17 protein-coding genes are annotated in these 15,059 nt (G+C 36.9%); all 17 read right to left on the bottom strand.

Translation table 11 applies throughout. The features are described from left to right. Positions 1-40 precede the first annotated feature (40 nt). The gene (locus CRV04_RS06255) at positions 41-502 is read right to left on the bottom strand and encodes a GNAT family N-acetyltransferase (RefSeq protein ID WP_128995968.1); all 462 of its coding nucleotides are present in this window, start codon (positions 500-502) and stop codon (positions 41-43) included. Then, positions 486-1,739: an ATP-dependent Clp protease ATP-binding subunit ClpX gene (gene clpX, locus CRV04_RS06250; RefSeq protein ID WP_128995967.1), complete on the bottom strand. Its 1,254-nt coding sequence runs from the start codon at positions 1,737-1,739 to the stop codon at positions 486-488. The genes CRV04_RS06255 and clpX overlap by 17 nt, the downstream gene beginning before the upstream one ends. A gap of 1 nt (position 1,740) precedes the next feature. Then, complete coding sequence (locus tag CRV04_RS06245; RefSeq protein WP_128995966.1) at positions 1,741-2,556, bottom strand: SIR2 family protein; 816 nt, start codon at positions 2,554-2,556, stop codon at positions 1,741-1,743. Continuing rightward, positions 2,549-3,073, bottom strand: a complete 525-nt coding sequence (locus tag CRV04_RS06240; protein ID WP_164969131.1) for a hypothetical protein — start codon at positions 3,071-3,073, stop codon at positions 2,549-2,551. Before CRV04_RS06240 ends, CRV04_RS06245 begins: the two co-directional genes overlap by 8 nt. Beyond that, positions 3,063-4,610 (bottom strand): sigma 54-interacting transcriptional regulator, encoded by a 1,548-nt coding sequence (locus CRV04_RS06235; protein WP_128995965.1) that lies wholly within the window; start codon positions 4,608-4,610, stop codon positions 3,063-3,065. The genes CRV04_RS06240 and CRV04_RS06235 overlap by 11 nt, the downstream gene beginning before the upstream one ends. 81 nt (positions 4,611-4,691) lie before the next feature. Further along, a complete protein-coding gene (nifT, locus tag CRV04_RS06230) occupies positions 4,692-4,901 on the bottom strand; it encodes a putative nitrogen fixation protein NifT (protein ID WP_128995964.1) in 210 nt (69 codons plus the stop codon). 18 nt (positions 4,902-4,919) lie between these two features. Beyond that, on the bottom strand, positions 4,920-6,566 hold the full coding sequence (locus tag CRV04_RS06225; protein ID WP_128995963.1) for an L-aspartate oxidase: 1,647 nt from the start codon (positions 6,564-6,566) through the stop codon (positions 4,920-4,922). 1 nt (position 6,567) lies between these two features. Further along, a complete protein-coding gene (locus CRV04_RS06220) occupies positions 6,568-7,680 on the bottom strand; it encodes an aldo/keto reductase (RefSeq protein WP_128995962.1) in 1,113 nt (370 codons plus the stop codon). 251 nt (positions 7,681-7,931) lie between these two features. Next, positions 7,932-8,780, bottom strand: a complete 849-nt coding sequence (gene modD / locus CRV04_RS06215; protein WP_128995961.1) for a ModD protein — start codon at positions 8,778-8,780, stop codon at positions 7,932-7,934. A 76-nt stretch (positions 8,781-8,856) separates the two neighbouring features. After that, positions 8,857-9,537 carry a molybdate ABC transporter permease subunit gene (modB, locus tag CRV04_RS06210; protein ID WP_128995960.1) on the bottom strand — a complete coding sequence of 227 codons (681 nt, stop codon included), beginning with the start codon at positions 9,535-9,537 and terminating at the stop codon, positions 8,857-8,859. Further along, entirely contained in the window at positions 9,538-10,245 is a 708-nt protein-coding gene (gene modA / locus CRV04_RS06205) for a molybdate ABC transporter substrate-binding protein (RefSeq protein ID WP_128995959.1), read from the bottom strand. It lies immediately after the preceding gene. Positions 10,246-10,248: 3 nt separating this feature from the next. Continuing rightward, the gene (locus CRV04_RS06200) at positions 10,249-11,109 is read right to left on the bottom strand and encodes an ABC transporter ATP-binding protein (protein ID WP_128995958.1); all 861 of its coding nucleotides are present in this window, start codon (positions 11,107-11,109) and stop codon (positions 10,249-10,251) included. Further along, positions 11,106-11,807 carry a molybdate ABC transporter permease subunit gene (gene modB, locus CRV04_RS06195; RefSeq protein ID WP_128995957.1) on the bottom strand — a complete coding sequence of 234 codons (702 nt, stop codon included), beginning with the start codon at positions 11,805-11,807 and terminating at the stop codon, positions 11,106-11,108. The genes CRV04_RS06200 and modB (CRV04_RS06195) overlap by 4 nt, the downstream gene beginning before the upstream one ends. Further along, the gene (locus tag CRV04_RS06190) at positions 11,800-12,198 is read right to left on the bottom strand and encodes a TOBE domain-containing protein (protein WP_128995956.1); all 399 of its coding nucleotides are present in this window, start codon (positions 12,196-12,198) and stop codon (positions 11,800-11,802) included. The genes modB (CRV04_RS06195) and CRV04_RS06190 overlap by 8 nt, the downstream gene beginning before the upstream one ends. Next, a complete protein-coding gene (gene modA, locus CRV04_RS06185) occupies positions 12,195-12,941 on the bottom strand; it encodes a molybdate ABC transporter substrate-binding protein (RefSeq protein WP_128995955.1) in 747 nt (248 codons plus the stop codon). Before modA (CRV04_RS06185) ends, CRV04_RS06190 begins: the two co-directional genes overlap by 4 nt. A 10-nt stretch (positions 12,942-12,951) precedes the next feature. Next, on the bottom strand, positions 12,952-13,371 hold the full coding sequence (locus tag CRV04_RS06180) for a TOBE domain-containing protein (protein WP_228126493.1): 420 nt from the start codon (positions 13,369-13,371) through the stop codon (positions 12,952-12,954). A 133-nt stretch (positions 13,372-13,504) separates the two neighbouring features. Continuing rightward, positions 13,505-15,052: a nitrogenase molybdenum-iron protein subunit beta gene (gene nifK / locus CRV04_RS06175; RefSeq protein ID WP_128995953.1), complete on the bottom strand. Its 1,548-nt coding sequence runs from the start codon at positions 15,050-15,052 to the stop codon at positions 13,505-13,507. Between the last annotated feature and the right edge of the window lie 7 nt (positions 15,053-15,059).

Genomic DNA, 15,059 nt, shown 5'->3' with positions numbered 1-15,059 from the left:
TAAATCCTTTTTATAAAAATATAAAAAGAGTATGCAAAATTTATTCCGTTTGCAAATACCATGCCGTTAAATTACTCTTAACAAACTCTTTTTTGCTGTAGAACTCTTGGGCGTTTTCATTGAAGTTATCACATACCAATTGTAGGCGTTTAAAACCTTTGTCGTGTGCTTGTTGTTTCATGTAGTGTAAGAGGTGACTTCCTACGCCCATGTGTTTGTAGTTTTCATCCACTACAAAGTCCTCTATTAAGCCTGATTTGGCGCCAATGGCAGTAGAGATAACGGTTTGCATGGTGAGCATTGCAATGAGCTCTTCTTCAAAGAAACCCACAGCAACAACGCAGTGTTCATCCTCTATGAGCATCTTTAATGCACGAGCGTGTTTGTCATAATCAAAAGTAAAATCTTTTTCAATGGCAAAAAGTTGTTTAAGCAAAACAACCAAAGCAGGAATATCTTCTGTTTGGGCCTCTTTTATGTGCAGGTTATTTTTTAATATCATTGTACGCTATCTCTTTAGAAGTAGCTTTTTTAGCCCCTTTCTTTTTATAGGTGAGTTCAACCTCTTTTTCTTCTTTAATATACTCTTTTGTAATGGTACAGCTCTCTAAATCATTTTTGGATGGAATCTCATATTGAATTGGTAACATGAGTTTTTCAATGATGCCTCGAAGTCCTCTGGCTCCCACATCTTTTTCATAAGCAATGGTGGCAATTTCTTCAAGTGCTTCATCGTTAAATGAAAGTTCTACTCCATCCAATTCAAACAACACTTCATACTGTTTTGTAATGGCATTTTTAGGCTCTTGAAGCACTTTAATCAAATCCTCTTTAGAGAGTTTATCCAACTCAGCAATGACGGGGATTCGTCCAATGAACTCTGGAATTAAACCAAAAGAGATCAACTCTTTGGCTTCAATGGGTTTGTTCTCTTTTTTTTGCTCATCAGCATTTAAAAATCCCATTTTGGCACTTTTCTCTTTCTCTTTATCTTTGCGTAAGCCCACAAAAGCGCCACCACAGATAAACAGAACATGCGTGGTATCAAAAAGCACCGTCTCCGCACTGGAGTTTTTTCGGCTCCCTTTGACTGGAACATACACATCTGCACCCTCTAAGATTTTTAATAGACCTTGTTGAACTCCTTCACCACTTACATCACGTCCACTGGTGGCACTTTCACTTTTGTTTGCAATTTTGTCAATTTCATCAATATAAACAATGCCACGTTTTGCTTTTTCAATATCAAAATCTGCTGCAGCAAGCAATCGTGAAAGAATAGACTCCACATCTTCTCCCACATAACCAGCTTCGGTTAATGCTGTTGCATCGGCAATAGCAAATGGCACATCCATGATTTTTGCTAAGGATTTAGCAAGCAGTGTTTTCCCAGAACCCGTAGGCCCAATAAGCATGATGTTTGATTTTTCCAATTCAATGTTTCTGTGAATGGGTTTATCAATACGTTTATAGTGGTTATATAAAGCAACGGCCAAGACTTTTTTCGCTTCATCTTGTCCTATGACATAATCATCTAAGTGCTCTTTGATTTTAACAGGAACACTTAAACCTTTTTGAAAATCTTGCTTCGCTTCTTGAAGCACCTCTTTATCTAAAACAGAAGCACACATGGTGATACATTCATCACAAATATGTGCTTTCTCACTGCTGAAGATTTTTTTAACCTCTTGTATCTCTTTTCCACAAAAATCGCATTGGTTTGTTGTTTCTTTACTCATATTATTTTATAAATTCATCGACGTCTTGTTTAATATTCGTGATATTATGTGTCGTAATGAATTTATCCTCTTTTTTAGTTAATTCATCTTTATTGATTAAGCTGTAGCCACCTTTTAAGCCAATGGTAATCTCATTTGCCACCATTCTAAATGTATCGCGGGAGAAATCCACGCCCATAAAAATATACTCTTTATCTTTTCGATACTCTTTTAAGATGTTTGGCATGGCATATCCACCCATGGCTTCAGTAAGCCAATCCACAAAGTCTGCATCTGAAACAATGAAATTCATCTCAGGCTTGGTTGATCCCATAGGTTTAAACAAAATTGGGGCATCTGTTTTTAAAGCCTCTTTCTCTATTTTTGTATACTCTTTACTTGAAGGGTCAAACTTATAGATAATAAATCGGTCATAATCTGCAGTAATTCTTGAAATTCCCGTAATTAAACAGTGAACATCTTCTTCATATACTTTTTGTAAAGAGTCATCCATAGTGGTATCAATAACGTAAGGAGGTTTAAACTCTTTTAACCATTGATAAACCGCTGGCAGTTCATACTCTTTTGAAGAGAAGATGTGATTGGTCATTTGAATAATAAACTCTCGACCTTTTCTTTGTTCTAAACTCATGGCAGCACGTGAGTACTCATACATGAGTCGTTCACTCATCGCTCGGCCATTGTTTAAAGCCAAAATCATTGAGTCACTGTCAAATGGAATTTGTGTGCCATCTGTCGCTTTTGTGTTTGTAAAAACTCCCATTCCTAAAAAAGGAATACAAGTACCGTCTTTAATCTTCTGTAATACTTCATCCATGACAACCAACTCCTGTATAAGATTGGTACACCTTGTTTAACTCGACTCGGATACGTTCCATATCAAAGCTGTTGTGTAAGTTTTGAGGCATATCGATATGATAGATAGCGCCATCTTTCCCAATTAAGAAAAGCGCTTTTGTTAATCTGTTTTCTAAAGAGCCACTTACAATTTTTGTTCCATACATGTTCCCATAGTCTTCATTGCGGTCATATGCCACAATCAATTTTTTGAAAGTGTGCTTAATTTCAAGAGGTGAATCAAACAAAATGTAGGTGAAAATTTCCACTTGAGCATCGTTCATAAAGGTATCAAATGCAATAATCTCCTCTTTAAAATCCTCGAAATTTGGAAACGACATAATGATTTGAATGCTTCTATTAGGGCTTGCTTTTTGAATGATGAGTACATTGCCTTTATCATCGTGTGCTTCAATGTCTTCAGCCATGTAACCAATATCGATGAATTCATCAATGAGCTCAAAAGTTTCGTTGTTGTATGTGATGTTAGATGCCATATTTTTTAATTTTGTACCCTATTTGTCTTAAAGAGATTCCCAACTCTTTAGCTGCATGTGATTGATTGTTGTTGTTGTTATCCAACGCGTTTTCAATCGCATCTTTCTCCAACTCTTCTAATGTCTTTGATGCCAAGTTATTTGAAGTGTTGCTTTTTTTCGATGCTTTGGTTGCTTGTGTGTCATGCAATGCAGGTAAAAGCAGTCTCATGTCGCTTTCACTGATACCATCTTCATTCCCCATAAGTACGATTCTCTCCAGCGTATTTTCCAACTCTCGAACGTTTCCTGGCCATGGATATTGACACAACGCATCCATCGCTTCTTCAGTGATGGTTACTCTTTTTTTATGATTCTTAATGGCACGTTCTAAGAAGAAGTTTACCAGTTGTTTAATGTCATCCCCACGCTCTCTTAACGGCGGTAAATCAATTGGAATAACATTTAAACGATAGTATAAATCCTCTCTGAAATCACCATCTTCAACCATTTTTTCTAAGTTTCGATTGGTTGCTGCAATCAATCGAACATTGACCTTGATGGTTTTACTCCCACCGACACGTTCGAACTCTCGCTCTTGTAAAACCCGCAACAATTTCACTTGCGCAGAAGCAGAAATATCTCCAATCTCATCTAAGAAAAGAGTTCCTCCGTCAGCGAGTTCAAATCTTCCTTTTCTGGTCTCTTTAGCGTCGGTAAACGCACCTTTTTCGTGTCCAAACAGTTCACTTTCCAATAGCGTATCAGTAATAGCTGCACAATTGAGTTTAATAAATGGTTCATCTTTTCTTTTACTTCGTTTGTGAATGGCAGCTGCTACCAACTCTTTCCCTGTCCCGGTTTCTCCTCTTACAAGTACGGTGACATCGCTTTGAGCAATTCGTTGAATTACTTGGAAAACTTGCTGCATTTTTGGACTGTCCCCTATTATATCTCCAAAGTTATGCACTTTTGAATCCCACTCCATTTTATAATACAGTTTCAACTCTTTGAGTCGTTCTTTCTCTTTTTTATTCATTTGATATGAATAAATGGTTTGCGCAAAAATAGAACTGACAATGGTTAAGATCCTTACGGTATCTTCAAAGCCAATCTCAGTTGTTTTTGTCAGACTTGCACCCAATACTCCAATGGTTTTAGTATCAACCACCAAAGGCACGGCCACATACGATTGTCCGTTAAAATCTCGTTTTCCTGATTTGTTTAGAAATAGGGTGTCACTATGAATATTTTCCACAACGATGGGTTCTTTCTCTTGGGCCGCCATTCCCGTTACCCCTTCCCCAATTTTATACGTTGCTAAGTCTCGTTGGATTTTACTTAATTCAACGGACGCAAATACTTTGAGTTCATCATCCTCTAAGATATGAACCACACAATTCTCTAAATTCAGAGTATTTTTTAAAACTTTGATACATTTTTCTAATGATGTGTCTAAATTATAGTGGTTTGAAATAATTGAAGCTATTTCGTACAGTGTAGTTAATTCTTTAGTTGTTAAACAGGTCTGACATGCTGCTTTATCCATTAATGGCATCTCTTCTCCTTATGGCTAAAAAACTATTATAATACAAAATCAACAAAATTAGTCAACAATATTGTATAAAAAATATTCATTTTAATCAGAAATCTTTTTACAAACTTCCTCTTTTGGCAGTTGTTTTGATCCGGGTTGAATCCACCATGTCTCACCATTTGAAAGTTCCACTTCTCCACCCCAGTTTTCTGGTGTATCAAACTCTAAAGACTCAATTGTCTCTTCCATATCTTTTTTTGCTACATAAAAATAAAGAACACCATCGTTCTCTCTTAACATTACTTTTGCCATTGTTTCTCCTTGTTTAAATTAAGTTTTATTGGTCAATGTTCGTTTTAAAAAATCAATCCATTTTGACGCTTGGAATTGAGTTTTAAAGTAACCTTTTTGAATCTCAGTAACCAAGATGTGTTTGTTCATCTCTTTGTTTATATCGGGGAAATCATCCCTAAAGTGTGCACCACGACTCTCTTTTCTTTTTTGTGCTGAAAGAATAATGGCTTCAGAAATTTCCAAGGCATTACGCAGTTCTAAAATAGAGGTCAACTCGACATTATTGCGTCGCTCTTTGTTAATACAGTGCAGACTGTATGATTCCCGTCGCAAATATTTGATGTAATCAAAGGCTTGAATGAGCGATTTTCGGTTTCGTATGATGCCTACTTTGTCAAACAGACAATTCCCCATAGAAATACGTATGGCGTTGAAATTTTTTGAGGTATCTGAATCAAAGATTTTATCAATGGTTTTAATGTCTTTAATGACAATATTGTAATCAATAGGCAAATAGTGACGGTCTTGAGCATGAGAGGCTGCTTTTTTACCTGCAAGTTCTCCAAATACTACTCCTTCTAGCAAAGAATTTCCACCCAATCGGTTCGCACCATGTACCCCATTTGATGCCATCTCTCCACATACAAAAAGACCTTTTATGCTTGTAGAGACCATATTGGTTTCTACTCCACCCATGCTGTAGTGAGCAACGGGTTTGATTTCAAGCAATTCAGATGAAAGATCCACTCCCGCTTGATTCATTGCTGCATTATAAAGACCTGGCAAGCGTGATTGAATCTTTTCAAGGCTTAAGTGTCGAAGGTCGATATAGACTTTACGCCCTTTTTGTTGTTGCTTTAATATCGCTTTGGCAATCTTATCTCGAGTATCAAGTTCATTGATAAATCGTTCCCCATCACTGTTGATAAGGTATCCCCCTTCAGCGCGAGCGGCTTCTGTGACCAAATAGTTGGTTTTGGCAAACCCCGTTGGGTGAAACTGGACAAATTCCATGTTGGATAGACTCAAACCTGCTCGTAAACAAACAGCGAGTAGATCCCCTGTGTAGTCTTGCGCATTGGTTGAGTTTCCTCTGAAAATCCCAGCATATCCACCTCCTGCAAGCACCACAGACTTTGCAGGATAGATTAAAACTGAAGAGTCCAATTTTCTCAGACAAATCACTCCACTGACATTGTTTTTATACTTTGCCAAGTTTAAAACAAAATTGTTCACTAAAAACTCTACCCCAATCTCTCGTGCTTTTTTTATCAATGCTTGGGTGATGGCTCCCCCTGTTTTATCTCCTACAAAACAGGTTCGTTTGCTGCTTGCTCCACCAAAACTACGTTGAAGAATAGTGCCTTGAATATCTTTATCAAAGTTTACCCCATACTCTTCAAGTTTTTCTATGATGGTTGAGGCTCGATTACACATATAGTTGATGGCTTTTTTATTCCCTAACCCTTTTGAAGATTGAAAGGTATCATTAATATGGGCATTAATCTCTTTGGTATTTTTTTTATCAAGTACAGCATTGATACCCCCGCTGGCCATAGAAGAGTTGGATTTAAAGAGGTTGCTTTTTGTGATTATCGCAACTTTATTCTGTTCTGTTTTTGCTTCAATTGCAGCCATCAGCCCAGCAATACCTGACCCAACGACGATAACGTCATATATCATGTTATACCCTATAGATTAAATCATAGTTTGCTCTTGGCGTTGATTTAATTTTTGTGATTTCAAGATTTGCTTTGATGTGTACGGGTACTTTTGAGGCAAAGAGTGAGCTTATGATACCGGGCGTTGAACGTACAAATTGCAGTGCGAGTTGAATATCATTGCTCAATGTCATTGAAGGATCCAATAAATAACCCGTTTCGGGTTTAAATGATTTTTTAAACAGGTTCATTTGAAGTAAAGAGGAACTGGAAATTACTCCCATACCTAATCGGTGTGCTGCTTGAAGCAGGGTACACTCTTCACTGTTTACTGTTTGTGTAGGAAGTGTATAAATAGAAGTTTTTCCCATGTTAAATGGGGTTTGAATATACTTAAATCGGTGGTTCTTCCCACCTACTTTTTTGGCAATGTTGACCAAATCTTCTAAGTTAATCAACTCTTTGTTATTTTTAGGGTTAATAAAGGCATTCCAGACTGCAACTCCATAATATTTCAACATCCCTTTATCGGCCATTTTTTCAAATCGTTTGAAGATGCTTTCAATTTTTTTAAGGAATGTATCGTACCCCAACTTGATGAGTTGCATCTCGGGGTTGTGCAAATAATAGATATCAAAACAATCAACTCCCATGTTCTTTAAAGAGTTTTGACAGGACCACTCTAAATAATCAGGGGTCATACAGTGTTGGTCAAGTTCAATGTCCTCTTTTAAAGCCAATTTTGGTTTTAAAATATGCTCTTCAATCCAAGTATATGGGTTTTCAGGAAAAGGAAAATCCAGTTGTATGAATCCCCCTTTTGAGCAAATAATCAACTCTTCTCTTTTGACTGTCCCCTCGGCATAGAGCTCTTTTAAAGCTTCACCAATCTCTTTTTCACTTTGACCATAGCGATAGTTACTGGCTGTATCAATGAAGTTAATGCCATTTTTTATGGCCGTTTTAACCCCTTCTATATAATGAAATACGTAATTCTCTTCTTTATAAGGTTCTTTATTAAATGTTCCAATCCCCAGTTTAGAAAAAATCAAATCGTTATGCTTGATATAAAAGTCTTTATAATTTGAAAATTGTTTAGCATAATGGTAAGTTGCTTCAGGTGTTGCTACATTCATGATCTCTTCTTCTCCAAAACAAAAGAGTAGGGAAAACCTACTCTTTCATCATATATTTTAAAGGCAAGTATTTATATGCAAAAACTATTCCATAATCTATTTTATAGCTGTTATCGAGATTTTTTGTATCGGTAGTTTGTGTACAGAATAATAAAAAGAATGTAAATGGCCAGCACACTGGCAATGATGATTTCTTCAACCAATTGTATACTCCTTATAAAAGGACATGCAACTGGTATTCCTAAGAAGTATTACTCTTTAAGTTGAAACTTGGCTCCTAGGTTCGCCATACCTGCTTGATACACCCAACTTGTTACAATACCATCCACGCCTGCTTGAACATAACGCTCTACGTTGTTTATATTAATGCCCCCTGCTGCAAGGATTTTTACCTGAGGGAAGTTTTCATTTTTGTAAGTTACGATTTTGGTGATATCTTCAAAAGAGAGTTTATCCAGTTGCAAAACATCTGCACCATATTGCATCAGAGCAATGGCATCTTCTGTGGTTTCACTTTCAACCACGATTTTCTTCTCTACAATATTGTTTTTAAGCTCTTGTACAAAAGAGTAAAAAGCAGTGTTAGAGTCATAAATAACTCGATGCGCATCAAAAAAGAGTATGGTTTCACTTAATCCCAAACGGTGAGGCATTGCTCCTCCCATCATCGCTGCTTTGATACAGAACTTTTTAGCAAAAGGGAATGTTTTGCGAGTGGTGAGAAGTTCACAGTGTGGATTGATGGCTTTGATTTTTTCATTCATCAAAGAAGCATGCGTTGCAATTTTACAACTGTACTCTAAAAGAATTTGTGTCAATCGATAGGCTTGATGTACTTGGGCATACTCTCCTTCGTAACTCAGTAGAACCTCTTGCTGTTTGGCTTTGGTTTGACTGGGCTTAAGAGAGAGTATTTTGCAATTGAAATGTTCAGCTATCTTTGCGGCCTCTTCACTGCACGCAACCACAATATCTTCCCGTGTATAGATCTCCATTCGTGCTTGGGTGTGATTACATTTTTGTAATGAGGTGGTTAAATCGAAGTACGGAATATCTTCATTGATATATGCTTGCAGTTCTTGAGTAGTTAAGTTGAACATTGTCAATCCATTGTTAAATTTTTATGCCACTAATATAGCACTTGAAGCTTTAAAAAGCGCATAAGCCTTAAACCTTCTAAACCAGTGGTTTTCTTTTTTCAAACCAGTGAAGGGCAATAAAAAAAAGAAGAGAAATCGTTACTAAGATGGCACTTAGAAGCATTGCTAAGTCAAACTCTCCATCAAACACAGCATTATAAATAGCCAACGAAACCGTGTCCGTTTTACCAATGATATTCCCACCTAACATCAACGTAATACCCACTTCTCCTAATGCCCGAGCTGTAGCAATAAGAAGGGCAACCATCAAGGCATTTTTAATTGTGGGTAAAACAATACATACAAAGGTGTAGAGCTTGGATTTTCCACTTAAATACGACGCCTCTTTGATGGCTTTGGGAAATTGATCAATGGCAGCTTGAAGTGGTTTGACCATCAAAGGAATACCTGCAATAAAAGCAGCAATCACGATGCCTGTAAAGCTGAAGATGATTTCCATATTAAAGGTTTGTAAAAACTCTCCAATGAGACTTTTTTTGCCCAATAAAAGAAGCAGAAAAAATCCCACTGCAATGGGAGGAAAAACCAAAGGAAGCGTGACCAGTGTGTCAAGTAACCATCGAAAAGGCAACTTTTTTTTTGACAATAAATAGGCCAAAGGCGTTCCTAAAAACAAAAAAAGAAGGGTTGTAACCATGATGGTTTTAAAGCTTAACCATAAGGGGTTTGTAATTTGCTCTAAAACGATGGTGTGCATCTACAGTCCAAATGACTTAAAGATGGCTTGTGCTTCATCTTGTTGCAAAAATGCTGCAAATGATTGGCACTGTTCATCACAACTGTCTAATTCAGCTGCAATGATTTCAATGGGTAGATGGCTTTTAGGATTCACTTCTATGTAACCACCAATTTTATCTCTGTTTTCAAGTGCAGAAGTGAGGTTTACAATGCCTGCATCCACTTCATTGGCAATAACATAGGTCATCACTTGAGGTACAGTTGCAACAATATAGAGCTTCTCTTTGACTTGCTCATAGATCTTTTCATTTTTTAAAAAAGCCTCACCCGCAATGCCATAAATCGCTTTTTTAGGTTGTGGCATGGCAATTTTTTCTATGTTTTCATCCAAAAGGCTTTGTGTATTTGTGATCGCTTGAGCATCTTTAGGATAGACAATAACAACTCTTCCTTCACCTACTTTATATTGTTTGATAATATCAAGGCCACTTTTATTCAGTAAGAAATTTTTATCTCCAATAATCAGTGCGATGTCACTTTGTTTGGCTTGAGCAGAGACTTGTCTCATATTTCCAAAAAAACCATCGATTGAAGGACCTTTCTTTTCATACGCTTCAATCACTTTTAAAACCACTTTTTTATACCCTGCACCCGCAGCTATTTTTAAATTTTTTGCTTGAACAGCAGCAAATAAACAAACAAAAAGAAGAAAACTTCGTACTAACATGAGTTAATCCTTATTTTGAGTAATCATTGGAGCAAAAGCTTTGGTGCTGACCGTAACACTCTGACCTATTTGAAGGGTTTGAGCTTCATTTGAACTGATGATGACCTCCACGATTTGTTGTCCAATAGCCACAATAGCTACATGAATTACATCCATTTTTTTAATATCTAAAAGCTCCCCTTCAAATGAGAACTTAGCGCTCCCTTGTGTTTTTAATAACACATCTTTGGCATGACCATCTTTAATCACTTCCCCTTGATTGAGCATAATCACCCGATTGCTTAATCGGTAGATTTCACTGGGATCATGGCTGACCATAATCGTAGTGGTTTTAAACTCCTTATGTAGATTTAAAATCTCACTTTGCAGTTTGGTGCGCATGGAGGGATCAAGAGCTGAAAGGGGTTCATCCATCAATAGAAGTTTGGGACGGTTCATCAAGGCTCGACACAGACTCACTCTTTGTTTTTGTCCACCACTTAAGCTGTGAGGATAACGACGGGAGAGTTCGGCTAAATCAGTCATTTCAAGCAGATGTTGTGCCAAATCTCTGTCTTTTTGTACATACAGTAAGTTATCCAAAACCGTCATGTTAGGAAAAAGGGCATAGTCTTGAAACACAAAACCAATTTTACGTTTTTGTACAGGCAGTGTGTAGTTATCTTTTAACCAAGTTTCATCATCAATGGTGATGTTCCCTTGTGCTTCTTCAAGCCCTGCTAAAATTCGTAAAAGAGTGGTTTTCCCACTTCCACTCACACCAGCAAGAGCAATGAAGTCTCCACTTTTTATTTGTAGGTTAACATCAAGGTTCATTACCCCATTTGAACCGTGCAGTTCTTTATTTATATCTATTTTTATCATTTGTGAATCCCACCAAATTTTCTGTTTTGTTTATGGTTAAAAATATAGACGCTTAATAATACGATGAAACTCAAAATCACCATAAGAGCACTGTAGACATGAGCTGCTTTATAATCCATGATTTCTACAAACTCATAAATAGCCACAGAGGCCACTTTGGTTTCACCTGGAATACTTCCACCCACCATTAATACCACACCAAACTCTCCTACAGTGTGAGCAAAGGTGACGATGATGGCAGTCATCAATGAAGGCTTGATGTTAGGCAAGGCCACTTTTATAAGCGTTTGCATTTTGCTTTTTCCACTGATGTAACTGGCTTCAAGCATGTTTTTGTTGATGCTTTCAAATCCACTTTGTAAAGGTTGCACCATAAAAGGCAAGCTGTAAAAACAACTCGCAATCACAAGCCCAGTGAAGTTAAAAACCAGTTTAAACCCCAGTAAATCTTCAAAGAAGGCTCCCAATGGAGAGTTATGTGAAAGTGCCCAAAGAATATAAAACCCTAAAACTGAAGGGGGCAAAACAATTGGGAGCGCTGTGATGGCTTCATACACAGGTTTTAATTTTGATTTGGTTTGTGATAAGTACCAACTTAAAGGCATGGCTATGACAAACAAAATCAAAGTGGTAAGACCTGCCAGTTTAAAGGAGAGTAAAAAAGGTTCAAACTCCATTGCTTGTAAAATTTCAATCATGGTATACGTCCAATATAGAGAGATCACTTGCTTTTATAAGCAGAGTAATTTCATCATTGAGTTGTAGGTTCATACGTTTTGCAGAATCAGCAGTGATAATGCTTTGTAAAGGTATACTAAAAATCTCTGTGGAAATGGTGCATAAAAGCTCTCCCATTTCTATTTTAGAGATTGTTGTAATGAGTTGATTTGAGTAACTGAGCATTCCACTTAACTCTTTTGCCACAGCAATATGAGTGGGTTTTACACTTAAAACAACTTTTTGACCAACAGTGATGTTAGATAGGTCCAAACTCATCATTTTGAGTTTGGTGGTTTGAAACTCAAACTCGACAATATTGAGGTTATCAATAGTGTCGATTCGAGTAACGTTTGCTACGATTTGATTCATGGTACTAAATATCCAAATGCATTAAAGATTTTTTTCGCATCTTCACTTAACATAAAGTCATAAAAAGCTTTGACCTCTTTATTGTCTGATGCGTTGCTAAGTATAACAATACCTTGATTAATCGGTGTGTAAAGTGATGGCTCAACATCGGTCCAATTCACACCCTCTTTATAAGCTGACATTTTAGGACTGTACAAAGATGATTTTGCAATGAATCCAATATCCGTTGCTGTTAAAGCATAGGTTACTGTTTGTGAGATGGATTCGGCATATACATATTTACTTTGTACATTATCAAATATGTTTGCATTTTTCATCGCTTCTACAGCTGCTTTACCATATGGTGCAGTTTTAGGGTTTGCTATAGCAATTTTACTTACACTTGAATCGTTTGCAAGCATGATCCCTTTAGAAAGATCCAACTTTTTCGCACTTAAAATGGCCAAACTTCCTTGGGCATAAATCACAGGTTCTGTGCTGGCCAGTTTTTCACTGTAGAGTGCTTCTGGGTATTTCATGTTTGCTGCCATAAAGATATGGTAAGGTGCTCCATTTTTAATTTGAGCAGTTAATTTTCCACTACTACCTAAAGTTACAGCCACTTCTGTGTCGGGATTGGTCTCATTAAACTTTGCAATCAAATCATTGATGGCATAACTCACGTTTGCTGCAACAGCAATATTAATCTTATCTGCAAATACAGAACCACTTAAAAGTAAAATAGCCAATACTAATTTTTTCATGTTTTTCTCCTTATTTTGCGATCATGACGTCGCTGGCTTTTATAATGGCACTCACACTGGAGCCCATTTTTATCTGTAAAGCTTTCATCGAGTTGGCAGTAATGACTGCAACAATGGTGTCATTGTTTCCAATATTGATATGTAATTGTGCATTGACTTCACCAATGGCCATGTTTTCAACCACACCTTGGAACTTATTTCTAGCACTGATATTCAAAGTGATATCCGTAGTAACAAGCACACTGCTGGATTTAAAAAAGGTGACAACTTCATCATCAAGTTTTAAATCCAAATCTCTGACAGCCTCATTGGTTATAACTGAAACAAGGGTATAGCCACTGTTCAGTTTGATGTACAGTTCTGAATTGACTTTTCCTTTTTGGATTAAATCAATTTTTCCTGTGAGCTGATTTCTAGCACTTATCTTCATAGTCTCCCCCATTGTTATATAATATAATATATAACGCTTATGAAAAAAAAACTTTCGCACTCATTATATATTTAAATATATAACGATTAGTTTAAAAAAACCAGAGGTTGTCCTCTGGTTCTCAAAAGGATGATTATCTAACTGCGTCAAAGAAGTAGTCAGTTTCACCAATATGTTTGGTTTCTTCATCTAACTGATCTAAAATTCCGTTTGTAATCCATGTTAATAAGTTGATTCCACCTTCATATCCACTCATAGAGTATCTGTGTAAGTGGTGTCTATCAAAAATTGGAAAACCAATTCTGATTAATGGGATTTTAGTATCTCTGTAAAGCTCTTTTCCATAAACGTTACCAATCATGAAATCTACAGGTTCAGTAAATAACAGTGATCGTAAGTGCCATAAGTCTTTACCAGCCCAAATGTTACACTCGTCAGCTCTGTTTGATTTAGCTAATACTGCTTTCATATCATCTTCCCAACCTTTTCTTGGCGCATTGTGGCAAAGAACGTGAGTAGGGATTCCACCCATTTCAACGATGAAAGATACAAGACCTAATAAGAAGTCAGGATCTCCCCAGATTGCGAATTTCTTACCGTGCATATATGGGTAAGAGTCTTGCATAGCATCAACAAGTTTAGCTCTTTGTGTTTTTAATTCAGCAGGCACTTCTTTACCTGTTAATTCAGATAATTTCATAACGAATTCATCTGTACCGCTTAAACCAATTGGATTACACGTTTCATAACCTTGTTTCCATTTGTTTTTAATCGTTTTTGCTGTTGCTACTGTTGAATACTTTTGTAATGAGATTGTTGTTTTCGCATTGATAGCTGTTTTAGCGTCTGCTAATGGCGTACCACCTGCATATAATTTATACTCACCAGCACCCGTATCCCATTGCTCTTCATGGTCACCTAACATTACAATTTTGTCAGAGAACATTTTAGCGATGTTTTTAACTTCTTTTAATGACCCTAAATATGGTTCAAAACCAGGAATGATGTTGATTCTTTCAGCATCTTCTACTCTTTCACTTCGAGCAGGGTTTAATTGCTCCAATGTTGCTTTCATCATGTTGTCGTAACCCGTAATGTGTGACCCAACAAATGATGGAGTGTGTGCATAAGTGATTTCAGTATTATCCAATTCACCTTCTGCTTCTTCTCTTGCACCAATAACGAATGCATTTAAGTCATCCCCGATAACTTCTGCCATACAAGTTGTTGAAACAGAAATCATTTCAGGTTTGTAAAGTGCATTACAATTTCGTATACCATCTTTCATATTTGACAAACCACCAAATACCGCTGCAGATTCAGACATTGAGTCAGAAACACATGGTGTTGGTTCTTTAAAGTGTCTAGTGAAGTATGATCTGAAGTATGCAACACATCCGTGGCTTCCATGAACGTAAGGCATTGTGTTTTCAAACCCAAGACCAACCATAATAGCACCTAATGGTTGACACGCTTTCGCTGGATTTACAGTGATCGCTTCTCTTGCTAAGTTTTTTTCTCGATACTCCCAAGATTTTGTCCATTCTTGAACTTCATCCACTTTCTTAGGATCAATAGCACCCATTGAACCTTCGAATTGTTTTTTTCTTTGTAAAACCTCTTGATATTCAGGTTTTAAGAACAGTTTTTGTCCGTTTACTATGTTTTCTACGTCTTGCATCCTACTT

Origin of the sequence: Candidatus Marinarcus aquaticus (assembly GCF_004116335.1) — a bacterium.
Classification (GTDB): Bacteria; Campylobacterota; Campylobacteria; order Campylobacterales; family Arcobacteraceae; genus Marinarcus; species Marinarcus aquaticus.
This window is presented reverse-complemented; position numbering and strand designations above follow the sequence as displayed.

What these genes read in the sequence shown, in the direction of transcription:
- nifT (WP_128995964.1), bottom strand. Translation starts at nt 4,901, where the DNA reads ATGGCAAAAGTAATGTTAAGAGAGAACGATGGTGTTCTTTATTTTTAT.
- CRV04_RS06180 (WP_228126493.1), bottom strand. Translation starts at nt 13,371, where the DNA reads ATGAAGATAAGTGCTAGAAATCAGCTCACAGGAAAAATTGATTTAATC.
- modA (WP_128995959.1), bottom strand. Translation starts at nt 10,245, where the DNA reads ATGTTAGTACGAAGTTTTCTTCTTTTTGTTTGTTTATTTGCTGCTGTT.
- CRV04_RS06235 (WP_128995965.1), bottom strand. Translation starts at nt 4,610, where the DNA reads ATGCCATTAATGGATAAAGCAGCATGTCAGACCTGTTTAACAACTAAA.
- modD (WP_128995961.1), bottom strand. Translation starts at nt 8,780, where the DNA reads ATGTTCAACTTAACTACTCAAGAACTGCAAGCATATATCAATGAAGAT.
- CRV04_RS06225 (WP_128995963.1), bottom strand. Translation starts at nt 6,566, where the DNA reads ATGATATATGACGTTATCGTCGTTGGGTCAGGTATTGCTGGGCTGATG.
- CRV04_RS06245 (WP_128995966.1), bottom strand. Translation starts at nt 2,556, where the DNA reads ATGGATGAAGTATTACAGAAGATTAAAGACGGTACTTGTATTCCTTTT.
- clpX (WP_128995967.1), bottom strand. Translation starts at nt 1,739, where the DNA reads ATGAGTAAAGAAACAACAAACCAATGCGATTTTTGTGGAAAAGAGATA.
- CRV04_RS06255 (WP_128995968.1), bottom strand. Translation starts at nt 502, where the DNA reads ATGATATTAAAAAATAACCTGCACATAAAAGAGGCCCAAACAGAAGAT.
- CRV04_RS06220 (WP_128995962.1), bottom strand. Translation starts at nt 7,680, where the DNA reads ATGAATGTAGCAACACCTGAAGCAACTTACCATTATGCTAAACAATTT.
- CRV04_RS06240 (WP_164969131.1), bottom strand. Translation starts at nt 3,073, where the DNA reads ATGGCATCTAACATCACATACAACAACGAAACTTTTGAGCTCATTGAT.
- CRV04_RS06200 (WP_128995958.1), bottom strand. Translation starts at nt 11,109, where the DNA reads ATGATAAAAATAGATATAAATAAAGAACTGCACGGTTCAAATGGGGTA.
- modB (WP_128995960.1), bottom strand. Translation starts at nt 9,537, where the DNA reads ATGCACACCATCGTTTTAGAGCAAATTACAAACCCCTTATGGTTAAGC.
- modB (WP_128995957.1), bottom strand. Translation starts at nt 11,807, where the DNA reads ATGATTGAAATTTTACAAGCAATGGAGTTTGAACCTTTTTTACTCTCC.
- CRV04_RS06190 (WP_128995956.1), bottom strand. Translation starts at nt 12,198, where the DNA reads ATGAATCAAATCGTAGCAAACGTTACTCGAATCGACACTATTGATAAC.
- nifK (WP_128995953.1), bottom strand. Translation starts at nt 15,052, where the DNA reads ATGCAAGACGTAGAAAACATAGTAAACGGACAAAAACTGTTCTTAAAA.
- modA (WP_128995955.1), bottom strand. Translation starts at nt 12,941, where the DNA reads ATGAAAAAATTAGTATTGGCTATTTTACTTTTAAGTGGTTCTGTATTT.